Consider the following 13,999-nt stretch of genomic DNA (forward strand, 5'->3'; position numbering starts at 1 on the left):
CCTGCGCACTCTACGCCATCGCCAGGCTGGCGTCATGGCAAAACGAGTGCGCAGGAGGAAACGATTTGGGCGGAAACGAGGACTACTTGGAGGCCGAAGTCGCAGGCAGGGGCACCTGAGCGAAGGTCTGCAGGTAGGCGACGAGGTCGCGCTGCTGCTGCTCATTCAGCGTCAGCAGCAGTCCTTCCGGCATGAGGGACATGGGGAACTCCTGCTGGCTGGCAATTTCCGTGCGCTCCACCGTGGTCTCCTGGCCCACCATTCTCAGCGTGATGGTGCGCTGGGTCTTCGCGGCGATATTGCCACTGAGCACGCGGCCATCCTTGAGCGTCAGCACGGTCATGCGGAAGTCCGCGGCAACCATGGCACTGGGATCCACCACGTTATCCAGCAGATAGCTCAGGTCGTGACGGCCACTGCCGGTGAGATCCGGACCGATGTGATTGCCCTGGCCATAGAGGGTATGGCAGGCAGCGCAGACGTTGTTGAACACAACACGGCCCGCGCTCACGTCTGCTTTAGCCAGCGCATCCTTCGTGAGGCGCGCCTTGAGGTCGGCGATGAGCTTCTTCTTGTCCTCGCTGGACTCGCGCTGCTCGCCCCAGGCTTCGGCCAGCTTCTTGGTGAGAGCTTCATCGTTGAAGCCGCGAATTTGGCGGGCTTGCATCGCAGTGACGTCCGCGCGCTCAATGCGGCCGGCGGCCAGAGCATTAAGCAGGGCGGCGGCAAAGGCCGGACGCGACACCAGCGTGTCCAGCACGGCGGGACGTTCGGCAGGGTAGAACTTGCGATAGTTCTTCACCAGCAGTTCACCAATGGCCGGGTCATTGAACGCGGCGAGACCACGTGCGGCCACCGTGTTCAAGCTGCGCACATCCAGCAGGGATTCGCACGTCTTGCGAAGGTCTGCGTCCTTGGCGTCGATGAGCGTCTTCAGTGCGGCCATTCGGGCATTCACGTCCGCGTTGCCGTCCTTCACGATGCGCTTCACTTCATCCAGCGCACGGCCGTCGCCGAAGAGGACGTTCAGGTCGCGCACCTGCTGTTGCGCGGCGTCTTCCTTGATGCTGGCAAGCTTCGCGGAGAATCCATCCCAAGCCTCAGGCTTCTTCGCCTTGCGCCAGCCGGTGAAGCCGGTGGTCATGCCCTGAAGGATGGCGGTGGAGAGTGCGTCGTCTTTCTTTTCTGCAGCGAGAGCGAGCAGGGAATTGATGGCGGCAGGAGCGCTTTCCATGTCTTCGGCAGCGCGACGCGCGATGAGTTGCGTGACTAGGGGAATGCGGCATTCCTTCGCGAGATTCACGAGGTCGGTGGCGGGCAGATCACGAATGCCGAACCAGTACATGAGCGGCAGGTTGTGATCGGTGGCGTCTTCGGCGTGGGACAAAAGAAGTGCCGACACCCTGGCGCGGTACTCCAAAGGCAGGCTGCATACCACGGAGGCCACGGCGAGGCGCATGCGGGGCTCGGGGTACTTACTCAACAGCTTGCCAAGCAGGCCCAGTTTCGACTCGCGCGCCTGCGGTTCGCTGGGAAGCTCGAAGCGATAGGCCTCCCAGATGTCGACATCGATATTCGGCTTGTCCTGCCGGAGAGCAGACATGCGCTCCGCTACCTTGCCCCGAAGTTCAATGCTGGGTTTCACCGCATCGTAGATGAAGAAGCGGCTGAACATCAGGTTCAGATTCTGGGTCGTGGTGAGTTCCGGAGAGAGAGCGGCCAGATTGGCTTCGACAAGGGATTTCGGATCTTGGGATTTTGCCACACGCTCACGCATCTCCCACCGCGCCATGCGCACCAGCCACTCGTTGTCGCTGAGTTGGAGTTTCACGAGCTCTTCATCACTGAGCTTCGTCAGGTCCGCCTCCTTGGGCTTCACCGCATCACCATAGGTGATCTTGTAGATGCGGCCGGAGTTGCGATGCACACCATCGTTTTCATGGCACTCGCCGATATCGCTCCAGTCGAGAATATACACGCCGCCATCGGGTCCATACTGGATTTCGATGCCGCGGAACCACGGGTCGCCCGTCTTGAACATATCCGGCTCATGCTTCGCCACATAGCCACTGCCTTCTTTCTCGATGCGCTCCACGTTCGCGCGGCGACCATGGAGATTCAGGGTGAAAGCCTTGCCACGGTATTCCTTGGGCCAGTTGGTGCCCTGGTAGATCATCATGCCCACGTGTGCGTGACCGCCGCCGAGTTCGTCGTGCTTGTTGCCGGAGGCATTGCGGGAGTCCGTCCAGCTCTTGCCCGTATCCCAGTGGTAGTGATCCGCGTGCTGGTCGATGAGTCCATACACGTGTTCATAGGGAGGCTCGCCGTGCATGCGCTTCAGGAAGGCGCCACGAATGCCGTGCCAGAAGTGCCCGATGACGGTGTTGATGAAAAACATCTCACCGTTCTGATCCCAGTCCATGCCCCAGGGATTCGTGGTGCCGTGGCAGTAGGGTTCATAAATTTTGCGCACAGGGTGGTAACGCCAGATGCCACCGGCGGTGGGCAGGCGCTTTTCCTTCGGTGTGCCAGGAATATCGATCCACGACGTGCTGCTGATGCCGATGCGGCCATACAGCCAGCCATCTGGACCCCACTTCAAGCCGTTGGCGAAGGTGTGGCGGCTGTCTGCTTTGGTCTCGAATCCATCGAGCAATACCTGCGGGGGGCCATCCGGCACGTCATCGCCATCCTTGTCAGGAATCCAGAGCAGGTGGGGAGGACACAGCGCATACACGCCGCCGAAGCCGCGCTCGATGCTGGTGAGCATCTGGCCTTCGTCCCAGAAGACTTTGCGAGTGTCATAGTGACCGTCGTTGTCCTTGTCTTCGAAGATGAGGATCCGGTCCCGCAGCTTCATGTCGAAGCGCTCCTTGCTGTCGGAGTAGGTGTAGTTCTCCGCGATCCAAAGGCGCCCCTTCTGATCCCACGTCATGGCGATGGGCTGCATCACATCCGGCTCCGCCGCGAACACCGTCGCCTTGAACCCGGGCGGGAGCTGCATCTTCGACAGCGACTCCTCCGCCTTGGTATAGGGGATGGTCACCGCCTGGTTGTCCGTGGGCGTTGGGAAGTCCGCCCGCAAAAACGGCGCGGCCGTGAGGAGTGCGAGGGCGGCAGTGGTGGAAATGCCGGGGAGTGCTGAGCGTCGGAGCATTTGAGAAGAACGGGTGGTGCGGAGAAACTTTCGGGCTCTTCGCTAGAAAACCCCCGGCTGGCAAGGGGAACGTTTCGTTACAGGAAATCAGGGCGCTGGGATTCAACACGGAGAAGCAGAGACACGGAAACACGGAGAATTTGAAAAAAAGGGGGAGGGGTGGGGCTCGAAGAAGGCTCCTTTCTGGGGAGCTGGTTTTCTTTCCCTCAGCACTCCCAACGCCCCTTTCCGTATCCCTTCAAAAATCCTCTGTGCCTCCGTGTCTCTGCGTCTCCGTGTTGAACCCCACGACTCAACCACCTCCCACGCGCTTGTCTCCACCAGCTTTCGAGGGCATGTTACCCATTCCTTCGCCCCGTTCGCTCCATGACTCCCATCCAGCACCTCGATGCCCTCCTGGCCCGCCCGGAGCCGTTGCTGGCGCTTGCCCCCATGCAGGACGTGACGGACCTGCCCTTTTGGCGGCTCATGACGGCCTATGGCGGCGCAGATGTGTACTACACGGAATACTTCCGCGTCCACGCTGACTCGAATCTGGAGAAAGGCATCCTGCCCTCCATCGCGGAAAATCCCACCGGCATGCCTGCCGTGGCGCAGATGATTGGGAATGACATTCCCTCCCTCGTCCGCACGGCGAAGGAACTCCAGCAGTACCCCATCGCCGCCGTGGACCTCAATCTCGGCTGCCCGGCCCCGGTGGTGTACAAGAAGTGCGCCGGCGGCGGCCTGTTGCGCGAGCCGGAACGCATTGATGCCATCCTCGGCGCCTTGCGTGACGCGGTGCAGGTGAAGTTCACCGTGAAGACCCGCATCGGCTTCGATGACAATGCCGTCTTCGACCGCCTCCTGCCCATCTTCGCGAAGCACTCGATCGACCTCCTCACCGTCCACGGCCGCACCGTGCTGGAGATGTACCGCAGCGACGTGCACTACGATTTCATCGCCCGAGCCGTGCAAGCCATGTCCTGCCCCGTGCTGGCGAATGGCAATGTCTCCTCTGCCAAGAAGGCTGAGCAGATCCTGCACGAGACGGGTGCGCGTGGGCTGATGATTGGTCGCGGCGCCATCCGCAACCCGTGGATGTTCCAGCAGATCCGCCAGCATCAGCGCGGTGAGCCCATCCTCCTGCCACGGGGTCGTGACGTGCTCGCGTACATCCACGCCCTCTATGAGGCCGTGACTTCACCCGAGGTGCCCGAGATCTACCAGGTACAGAAGATGAAGAAGTACCTCAATTTCCTCGGCCTTGGCGTGGAACCCACAGGTGCCTTCCTGCATGCCATGCGCCGTGTGAAGACCAAGGCCGAACTCTTCGACCTGTGTGCCGAGCATCTCGACCACGGAAACGAAATGTCGCTGGAGCCCTTCGAACTGGACCTACAGGCGAAGGATGTGCTGGCGGGTGTGCACCAATAGCGATGTCGCGCGGGCACAAAAAAACCGGCCTGCGTGCAGGCCGGTTTTTAGAAAGGAATGTTCGACGAACTTAGTTCGCGCGGCCCAGGTAGCTGCCGTCTTCGGTCTTCACGCTGATCTTGTCACCGCGGTTGATGAAGAGGGGGACTTGAACGTCGAGACCGGTCTCCATGGTGGCGGTCTTGTAGACGTTGTTGGCGGAGTCGCCGCGCACGCCTTCGGGAGCCTCGGTCACTTCCATCACGATGGACGGGGGGAGTTCGATGCCAGCCACGACTTCGTCCGCAAAAACGATGAGGTACTTCTGCCCTTCGATGAGGTACTTCTTCACGTCCTTCACCTTGTCTTCGCCGAGAAGCACGTCTTCAAAGGTCTCAGGGTGCATGAAGTGGTAGCCGTCGCCGTCCTTGTAGCTGTACTCGTGGGAGTCGCGATTCAGGTTCACCGATTCCATGGACTCGTTCGAGGTCATGCGCAGGTTGTACACCTTGCCGATGGTGATGCTGCGAACGGACATCTGGACGTACGAAGCCATACGCGGAGGCGTCTTGAGTTCGTAGTCGGAGACGACGCAGATGTCATTGTTATGACGGACGGCGTGACCTTTGCGGAGATTGATGACGGGGACGGAAGCCATGGGAGGGCGCTACTTAGAGAGGAATGGGGCAATTGCAACTAGGGAAAGGTGGCGGGAGGGGTGGTTCGCTGCAGGCGAGTGGGGGGGAAGTGTACAGTTTTCAGTGTTCAGTTTTCAGGATGAGGGGGGTACGAGCCGCTCCTACGGGGCTGACCCAGTTTCTGAAAACTCCCCCATGTTCACGGTTTCTTCGCCATGTCCGCCACGGGCAGCTTGCAAAATGCCTGCCACATTTCCTCGCACTTCTCCTTCGATGCCACTCCCTCGTGCACCCAGAGTGCCCAACGACCGCGGAGCGGAGTGGTGTCATTCACGGTCAGAGCGCCGTTTCGGGAGAAGCAGGGGCACATCCAGCCGTCCTTCCGCACGTGGAAATCGGTGGGGTTGTACGGATTTTGCGGGTGGTTGAAGAGCGCGATGCCGGCGAAGCCTTTTTCGTCGTTCGTCAACCGCCCGCTGTAGTCGCACCAGCGTGCGGGTTTCTCGAAAATCTCCGCCTCATTGATTTGCCCTTCGGAATTCAAGATGCGCCCTCCGCCATCGACCGTGCCGAGTTGCTTCGCCATGCGCACGCCGAGGAGACCGAAGTTGCTCTTGTCAAAGGTGGCCGTCTGGCCCTTCGGTGCGGTAAACTCGCTGTCGATGATGAGCAGCCAGGACGTTGCGTCCGGCAGCAGCTTCGCTTCTGTGTGCCGTTTCTCGAGCAGCAGGATGCGCTGGTCCCGCTCGGAGACCCAATGATTCAGCGTCATCATGGACGCAGAGTCCTCGCCGTCCCAAAGCCCGAGGACACCCTGCACGCGAATGCTGCCGTATTCGGTCTTGCCGCCTGTGTCCTTTTCATCTGCCCAGAAGTTCACGCCGCTCACGGAGTTGTGCGTCATCCACACGCCATAGTGGTGGCGATGTGTCAGGGGATCATGCGGGTGCCCCATGCGCACCAGCGAAGGCGCCATGGTCGTTTGGATGGGATACCAGAAGGGCCTCTTTGCCGTCGGGTCGAAATGGAAACGCGTCAGTTCCTTGCCATCCAACTGGAAGCTCGCCTGAGAGTCCGGCAGCGGCAGCACCTGCAGGCGTGGCACCGGCTTGGTGTTCGGAATGGTGGACGTATCCTGAGAAAATGCGGGAAGCGCGAGGGCGGAGCAGAGCAGGGCGAGTGTGAGCGTGCGCATGGGAGAGCCGTGAGGAAGGTTCTCGATACAGGACGCACGCCGGCGCCGAAATCCTTCATCGACGCAGAGTCGCATCGTCCCCATTTACCCGATTCACCTCCGCGGCGTGTTCGGTTCAAAGAGTCGTCCCAGTTGAATGTACACCCCCACATCTCCGCCTTCAGCAACGCCAGCGCCCAGGTAGAGCCCGCCGAAGACTGTATCTGCTCCCAGGAAGATGCTGCCCGCGAGGGTGCCGTCTTCAAGGTCGAATCCTCGATTGGGTCCCCACACTTCGCCGTATTCCGCAGAGAAGCCCGCATAGATGCCACGACCGGTGGAGGGATTCAGGTCCGCGACCTTCCGGTAGTAGACCAGCTCTGCGATCGCATGGTTCTCGCCGAACAGCACTCCTGGCGCGAGTCCTGAGAGATTCAAGAAGCCACCGAGCGAGCCTTGGTCATAAAGTGGCACATCATCGCCCTCCAGTTTCACCGAGCCGCTGATGCGTGGTACGATGGTGTTTTTTCCAAAGGTGATCGGCTTGTACACTTGTCCAGAGAGCATGGTGTAGTCCGCCACATCGCCTAAGTCACGGCGTGAAGCCGCGACAGACACCTGACCGTAGAATCCACGCGTGGCGAAGTTCGGCGCGTCCAGCGTATCCACCGAAAGGTCCGCATGGATCCACCCGCGGTCTCCCTGGGGCGGGACATCATCCGGCACACCGAGCCGCCGATGAATTTCACTCGACCCACCGGCATAGCCCACGCGAAATTCGCCCGCTTGCCAGAGACGCATCCCTACATCCAGCCCACCGATGTAGTCTTTCTGCCGGAAGCGCATGGGTTCATCATCCTCGCTGCGCGCATCGATGAAGTCGCTGGACGCTAGTCCGTGCAAGGCCACAAAGAATCGACGTTCGGGGTCAATGGGCTGGTACCATTCGCTTTGAATCTGGGTTGTTGTACCCAGGCTCAGGTAGTTCACCCACTCCGCGCCCCAGCGGTTCAGGTCGGTCATGCGATGGGCCAGCAGCAGATTGTAGTCGCCTTCATCCGTGGAGCTGTAGCCGAAATTGAACCCAAAGTGGATCTGGTGCCGGCCGGCTTTGGGTTCACGAGCCGTGATCAGAAGCCCGCGGCTGCCGTCTTCCTCGACTACCTCAAAGTCACCCACTTCGTATTGGTGAAACTGTCCCAGATCAGAAACCATGTTCTGCATGTGGATACGCGAGTCTTCGTCATTAAGCAGGAAGTTGAAGGGGCGTCGCACCGGATGATTGGTCACCTGGCCATCGGGTGTGCGCACCTTCAGGAAGTGGACCATCACCTCGTCCTCGCGCGAGAGCCGCTGCCTCGCGAGGTAACGCTCGTAGGCTTCGGGCGACACGGAAAGACGTGAGAGCGCTTCGCGCGACTTCATGGTCTCCGCGTAGCCGACGGGAATGCCTTGCACGCCCTTCGCGAAGTCCATCGCCGAGATGTCGCGCACAATCACGCGCAACAGCACGTCATCCGGATTGAGAAGCTTCTTCTCCAGGTCCATTTGATTGTTTAGCAGGATCGATACCACCTGCAGGGCCATGTTGTCGGCGGTGTTCAGTTGATCCGCTTTCTTGAGTGCCTCGGTGGCGTCCACGGCGATGATTACATCCGCGCCCATGTCCTGCACCGTGCTGATGGGCAGGTTGCTCGCGGAGCCGCCGTCTGCGAGGAGCTTCCCATCGCGCTCGACTGGAAGAAAGATGGCTGGGATTGACATGCTCGCGCGCACGCACTGCACCAGGTCGCCTTCGCCCATCACGACCCTGTCACCGGTCTCGATGTCCGTGGCGATGGCGCGAAACGGAATGGGCAGCTGGTCGAAGTCGTGCACATCGCGCACCGGCACCGTGAGCTTGCGCAGGCTGGCCATGATGTTCCTTCCAGAAACGAACGCGGCTGGGAGCGTCAGGGTGTTGTTCTTGATTTCGAATTCGACACCTTGATTGAGGGCAAAGCCCCGTTCCTTCGCACGAAGGGATTCACTGGAGCGCGGCTGGCTGTCCGAGAGAAGATAATGCCAGTCCGCCTCACGGAACCAACGCTCGATCTCCTCGGGCGGCATGCCGCTGGCATAGAGTCCACCCACGATGGAACCCATGCTCGTGCCCGCGACGTAGTCGACCGGAATGCGAAGTTCCTCCAGGGCTTTCAACACGCCGATGTGGGAGATGCCGAAAGCAGCGCCACCGCTGAGTACCAGACCGACTTTGGGGCGTTTGGTGTCAGCTCCTTTATCAACAGGCTCTTGCGCGGCTGCGGGCCGCATTGCCGTGACCATCAAGAAAAGCGCGGTGATGAGAACGGTCATGTATTTCATTGCTCTGTATTGCGCCTGATGATGGGAGGCTGCCTTGAGTGATGTAAAGAAGAAATGGGGGGCGCGATTTGGAGTGCTGGAGCTTGCTCCAGCTTTCGGAAGCAGAGCTTGCTCTGCGTGAAGCCACGCCTCAATTCGCCATTCAGCAGGGACTTCGGCATTACCCCTTGCTTCACGGCAGCAAGCTGCCAGCGGAAAGCTGTCCCGCATGCGGGATCCAGCACTCCAGATTCACCGCCCGATATGGCGACCTGATGTGATGATGGTATGCTGAAGCGGGGACAGGAATGTCCCCGATCCTTGAGCGTCGCTGCTCGGTAACGTGGCGTGGATCTCTACCTTACTTCACCTTGAACCTCGTATCGTCCCACACGAACGGGGCTTTCTCGTCGAGGTACACCTTGTAGATGTTGTAGTTTGTCTTCATCACCTCTTCGAGCATGCCCTTCCACGGGCGGTCCGCCACGGAGATGACGCCGCTGTTGGAGCGCTCTCCATCGAAGCCGGAGAACCAGCGACCGGTCACGGATTGATCCACCAGGGTAAACCACTCGATGCCCAGCACGAATCCGAGCGCTGCACCCTGCTCGACGTAGTTCCGGTACGCGAGGCCACGTTCCTGCTGGCTGTTCACATCGCGGCCACCTTCCAGTCCGCTGTCCTTTGGCGAGGACCAGAAGAATTCGCTGAGGAACATCGGCTTGCCCCCGGTCCATTCGTAGATGCGCTTCAGGAAGCCGGTATCGAGGCCGTACGTGTAGTAGTTGAAGGACATCACATCCACGTGCTTGCCCATCACACGGCTAATCCATTCGTGTGAGATGGTGCCGGGCTGCAGGCGGCTGCCGATGATCATATGATTCGGATCGTGCTTGCGGGCGTTCTCGCACACCAGCTTCATGTACTCATCAAGGAAGACACTGGCGAAGGCGACCGCGTCTTGCTTGGCCGCGTCCGTCTGCATGGCGAGCCCCACATCGGTGAGTGCGCCGAAAGAGGTCGCCTTCATGCCCCATGCCGTGTTGAATGCATCGATGGTCTTGTACTTCTCCTCCAGCCACTGCACAAAGCGGCGCTTGCATGCATGACTGCCATTGAGCGTCGGCACGATGTGCGGGATCTGCTCATAGATGGGCTCATTCACGATGTACCAGCCGATGATGAGCGGGTCGTTCGCCTTGCCCGGCAGTACGTTGGCGAGATTCTTCTCTACCAGCGCGCGTGTCTTCTCATCGAAAGGGTCGAAGGTCTCGTGAATGCCGGCGATGCGGGGAATGCCCTCCCAGACGTTCAACGGGAGATGGGACACGGTGGGGAAGCTCACTGCCTTGCGCGCCTGCATGCCGCTTTCGGAGAACGCACCCACCGAGGTGAAGCCCCACTTGCGCATGCGCTCGATCATCCGCGCGGTGTAGCTCTCGATGTCATACGGCTGGCCGTACTTGCGGATCTGATTCACCAGATGGAACGAGACAATCGTGCCGCCGCTGTCTGGACGGAACACTGAGGAAAACTCACCCTGCGGTGAAGGCAGCCACTCGTAGGCGCTCTCACGTCCCTTCACCAGTGTGTAGTCATCATTGGGATTCACCCCGCACAGCCCGAGATGGAAGAAGGCATTGCCCGCAGGATTCACCAGCACCCAGCGGTCACCCTTCTTCTCCACGTGGAAGAAGCCCGTCTCCTTCAGCCCAAGCTTTTCCTTGCTGCCCGGCAGGCCGCCGAAGGCGTCACGCACGGGTGGCTGCAGGCCGTCGTAGTACTTCTTCTCTGCGGCGACGTCGGCCTTCAGTTCTTCCATGCTCTTCACCTTGTCCGCCCATTCCTCGCGGGCGCTCTGGCCAAAGGAATCCACCAGCGGTTTGGCCTTTGCTCCACCGGCAGGGCCTGCATCCGTGATCGTAAGCGTCACCGTACTCCTGCTCGCATCATACGGTGTTATCGATTTGAAGTGGAAGATGGCCCAGTTCCACTCGCGGTTGTCCGCAAGCTGAAGGAACGAAAACTCCGGCGTGGCAATGGTCAGCGTCTTGCCTTCATAGTTGGTGATGTTCAGCGAAGGCGCATGGCCTTGGAAGAGATGTGGCGAGGCCGGCTTTGTCTTTGGAAACTCCCCAGTCTTGTCTCCCATCTTCCACGAACCACCCTGATTGTAGGCAATCGGGATCTGCATCTGGAAATCGAAATTCTTCACGTCCGCCGGGATGCTGGACATCGTCATCGTCACCTGTCCCCCCTGACCCACCGACATCTCCACCTGCGCCCCGTCTTCATACTTGATGGTCGCTGATTTCCCGGCCGCCTTGCGCTCCACCAATTTGTGCACCGGCTTCTGCTGCGCATCGGAGAACCCAGGATATTCCAGGATGAACTTGCCCAGACTGCCAGCGTCCACCTCCAGGCCATCGTGAACGAAACTCAGATTGGCCGCGTGTGCCGATGAAACGGCAACGAGATATGCACAGACAAAGGCGGAGAGAAATTTCATGGGCAATCGAATGTGGTCAGGTCGGGTCTATTGGCGGGGCGACCATGCACGGAGGACCGTTCGCGGCAATGGCTCTATGCAAGAAAAGAAGGCTGATCGGGAAACCACTAATGAACACTAACAACACACTAATAGGGAGTTCCTGAATTCCATTAGTGTGCTGTTAGTGTTTATTAGTGGTTAAGAAATTCTTTCCCCCGCCATCACGGGCAAAATGACGGCGGGACAGCTCTACTCAAGCGCCGCCTTCAGCACCGTGGGATTGATTTTCTTCCCGGCATCAAATGGAAAGCCACCGTGCTGCACCATCAAAATGACGACTCTCTCACGCACCGGGTCCACCCACATCTGGGTGGCATAGGCACCGCCGTGGCCGTAGCTGCCGACGCTCAGCGCATCTTCGCCACCTTCCTTCGTGGTGATTTTCAGGCCGAAGCCATAATCCGCAAGCTGGTCCTTCGTCTTCGCTTCACCGGACTGCACGGTGGTCATCTGCTTCACGGCGTCGGCGCTCAGGATCTTCTTGCCGTTGAGCGTGCCCTTGTTCAGCAGCATGCGGCAGAATTTGGAGACATCCATCGCGGTGGAAAAGTAGCCGCCCGCCGGCATGCACTGGCGTTTGGTACTGGTCAGCGGGTAGGTGAGTTGCGTGACCGTGGTTTCTTCCAGGCCATCCTTGCTGGCATTCGGCTTGTACGACTTGGCCAGCCGCTCCACCTGATCTTCATCCGGCCAGAAGGTGGTGTCCTTCATGCCCAGCGGCTCGATCAGGCGCTCGTTCATGAAGTCCTCGAACTTCTTGCCAGTCACGATCTCGATGATCTCGGCGGCGGTATTGATGCCGGCATTGCTGTACTGGTAGGCGGCGCCGGGTTCCGTCTGCAGCGGAGTCACCGCATAGCTGATGGTGCGCTGACGCAGGGGGTAGATGTCCAGTACCGGCTGCTCGATGGAGGACTTGAAGGGCATGCCGCTGGTGTGACAGAGAATCTGGCGCACGGTGATGGGCTGCGAGGGTTTCTTGAGCTCGAAGCGCCCGTCATCACCTTTCACGGCAAGCATCTGCCCTGCGAATTCGGGAAGGTACTTCTCCACCGGGTCATCCAGCTTCACCTTGCCTTCGTCCACCAGGATCATCAGCCCGGCGGCCGTCATGGCCTTCGACATCGAGGCAATCCAGAAAACGTCGTCCGTCTGCATCGTCTTCTTCTTGCCGATGTCCGACCAGCCCACGGCTTCGAGGCTCAGTACCTTGTCCTTGCTGGCCACGAGGGTGACAGCACCCGCCAGGGTGTTCTGGCTCACGAAGGGTTGCAACGCCGCGGCGATGCGTCCCGGCTTGTAGTCCGCATGGAGGACGGAATTGGGGACGAGGAAAGATAGCAATACCGCAGCGGCGGCGAGAGAGCGGCAGGGAAAAGGCTTCATGACGGGAAAGGAAGATGGCGGAGAGCCCTTCCTTTACGTCGCAGACGGTGAAAATCCATCGCCGACTCGTGCCTCGATCTCGGCAATCGCCCACTGCGCATGTTCGGAAATGAGCGGCTGCTCGTCCGCCGCCGCAGTCCGCAGGGCAGGCAAGTCTTCTTGCGTGCCGATATTGCCCAATACCACACACACATTCCGCAGGAAGGCGGGGCGCTTGATGCGCTTGATGGGGGACTTGCTGAAGAGCGCGCGGAACTGATCATCCGTGAGCGCCAGCATGTCGCGCAACTTCATGGAGAACACCGCCTCACGTGCTGCAAACGTGGCCTCACGCGACACCTGGGCGAAGCGATTCCACGGGCACGCGTCCAGGCAATCGTCGCAGCCATAAAGGTGATTCCCAATGGCCTTCCGAAACTCGAGCGGGATGCTGCCCTTGCTCTCGATGGTGAGGTAGGAGATGCACCGCCGCGCATCCATGCGGCGAGGTCCTGTGATGGCATTCGTGGGGCAGGCGTCGATGCAGCGTGTGCATTTCCCACACATGTCCCGTGCTGGTGTATCAGGATCTATCTCCAGAGTCGTGAGGATGTCCGCGAGGAAGAACCACGTGCCCAGTGCACGATGGATCTGCATGGTGCTCTTCCCGTTCCATCCGAGCCCGCTTTCGCTGGCGAAGTCACGCTCCAGTACCGGCCCCGTATCCACATAGTAGCGCTGCGTGCCGCCTCGCGAGATGAGGAAGGCATCGACCTCGCGCAGCTTCTTCTCGATCATGTCGTGGTAGTCGTCATTCCACGCATACCGTGCGATGCGCCCTTCCAGCTCTCCGGATTGCTCGGCACCCTGGAAGTAGTTCATGGCAAACATCACCACCGACTGCGCCCCGGGCAGCACCACGCGCGGATCGCTGCGCCGATCCAGGTTGCGCGCCATCCATGCCATGTCGCCATACTTGCCCTCGGCCACCCACTGCTCATACAGATGTCGATGCGCGGCGGGTAACGCAGGCGCGATGCGGCAGTCACTGAAGCCGAGTGTGGCGGCCAGTGCTTGCAGTTCGGCCTTGAGCGTAGACTTCATCGGAACTGCCTCCACGCCGGTGCATGGAGGAACTACCATGTGCAGGATGCTATCTTACCCTCCAAAGAGGACGCTTTTGAAGAAAAACCAGGCTCCGCTCCAGAATCCATTCGCTCTTGTGTGAAGCACCGTTGCCACAATCAAACAGGAAACGAAAAACAGCCCTACCATCCAGGGAAAGTGATAGACCAGAAGACAGAGGGGTACGAGACACAGAAGCGTGAGCAACCAGACGACAATCTGGGGCCCAATCAGCTTGTTCGTTTTGCTCT

The 13,999-nt window shown here is 59.8% G+C and carries 8 protein-coding genes; 1 reads left to right on the forward strand and 7 read right to left on the reverse strand.

Annotated features, from left to right (window positions below; all coding sequences use genetic code 11):
* Positions 1-82: 82 nt before the first annotated feature.
* Positions 83-3,157 carry a PVC-type heme-binding CxxCH protein gene (locus G5S37_RS04870; protein ID WP_165201411.1) on the reverse strand — a complete coding sequence of 1,025 codons (3,075 nt, stop codon included), beginning with the start codon at positions 3,155-3,157 and terminating at the stop codon, positions 83-85.
* A gap of 366 nt (positions 3,158-3,523) precedes the next feature.
* Here G5S37_RS04870 and G5S37_RS04875 point away from each other — a divergent pair, with 366 nt between their 5' ends.
* Positions 3,524-4,573 carry a tRNA-dihydrouridine synthase family protein gene (locus G5S37_RS04875; RefSeq protein ID WP_206026310.1) on the forward strand — a complete coding sequence of 350 codons (1,050 nt, stop codon included), beginning with the start codon at positions 3,524-3,526 and terminating at the stop codon, positions 4,571-4,573.
* A gap of 70 nt (positions 4,574-4,643) precedes the next feature.
* On the opposite strand, the gene efp is transcribed toward G5S37_RS04875, so the two are convergent.
* From efp to queG, 6 genes are all read right to left on the reverse strand, one after another.
* Positions 4,644-5,210 (reverse strand): elongation factor P, encoded by a 567-nt coding sequence (gene efp / locus G5S37_RS04880; RefSeq protein WP_165201413.1) that lies wholly within the window; start codon positions 5,208-5,210, stop codon positions 4,644-4,646.
* A gap of 179 nt (positions 5,211-5,389) precedes the next feature.
* A complete protein-coding gene (locus tag G5S37_RS04885) occupies positions 5,390-6,385 on the reverse strand; it encodes a PmoA family protein (RefSeq protein WP_165201415.1) in 996 nt (331 codons plus the stop codon).
* Between the two features lie 93 nt (positions 6,386-6,478).
* Positions 6,479-8,719, reverse strand: a complete 2,241-nt coding sequence (locus G5S37_RS04890; RefSeq protein ID WP_165201417.1) for a patatin-like phospholipase family protein — start codon at positions 8,717-8,719, stop codon at positions 6,479-6,481.
* Between the two features lie 349 nt (positions 8,720-9,068).
* Positions 9,069-11,216, reverse strand: coding sequence for a beta-galactosidase (locus G5S37_RS04895; protein ID WP_165201419.1), 2,148 nt, complete (start codon positions 11,214-11,216; stop codon positions 9,069-9,071).
* Positions 11,217-11,447: 231 nt separating this feature from the next.
* On the reverse strand, positions 11,448-12,644 hold the full coding sequence (locus G5S37_RS04900) for a serine hydrolase domain-containing protein (RefSeq protein ID WP_165201421.1): 1,197 nt from the start codon (positions 12,642-12,644) through the stop codon (positions 11,448-11,450).
* Between the two features lie 33 nt (positions 12,645-12,677).
* Positions 12,678-13,727 (reverse strand): tRNA epoxyqueuosine(34) reductase QueG, encoded by a 1,050-nt coding sequence (gene queG / locus G5S37_RS04905; RefSeq protein WP_165201423.1) that lies wholly within the window; start codon positions 13,725-13,727, stop codon positions 12,678-12,680.
* Between the last annotated feature and the right edge of the window lie 272 nt (positions 13,728-13,999).

It is taken from the genome of Roseimicrobium sp. ORNL1, assembly GCF_011044495.1.
Classification (GTDB): Bacteria; Verrucomicrobiota; Verrucomicrobiia; order Verrucomicrobiales; family Verrucomicrobiaceae; genus Roseimicrobium.

What these genes read in the sequence shown, in the direction of transcription:
- G5S37_RS04870 (WP_165201411.1), bottom strand. Translation starts at nt 3,157, where the DNA reads ATGCTCCGACGCTCAGCACTCCCCGGCATTTCCACCACTGCCGCCCTC.
- G5S37_RS04875 (WP_206026310.1), top strand. Translation starts at nt 3,524, where the DNA reads ATGACTCCCATCCAGCACCTCGATGCCCTCCTGGCCCGCCCGGAGCCG.
- efp (WP_165201413.1), bottom strand. Translation starts at nt 5,210, where the DNA reads ATGGCTTCCGTCCCCGTCATCAATCTCCGCAAAGGTCACGCCGTCCGT.
- G5S37_RS04885 (WP_165201415.1), bottom strand. Translation starts at nt 6,385, where the DNA reads ATGCGCACGCTCACACTCGCCCTGCTCTGCTCCGCCCTCGCGCTTCCC.
- G5S37_RS04890 (WP_165201417.1), bottom strand. Translation starts at nt 8,719, where the DNA reads ATGACCGTTCTCATCACCGCGCTTTTCTTGATGGTCACGGCAATGCGG.
- G5S37_RS04895 (WP_165201419.1), bottom strand. Translation starts at nt 11,216, where the DNA reads ATGAAATTTCTCTCCGCCTTTGTCTGTGCATATCTCGTTGCCGTTTCA.
- G5S37_RS04900 (WP_165201421.1), bottom strand. Translation starts at nt 12,644, where the DNA reads ATGAAGCCTTTTCCCTGCCGCTCTCTCGCCGCCGCTGCGGTATTGCTA.
- queG (WP_165201423.1), bottom strand. Translation starts at nt 13,727, where the DNA reads ATGAAGTCTACGCTCAAGGCCGAACTGCAAGCACTGGCCGCCACACTC.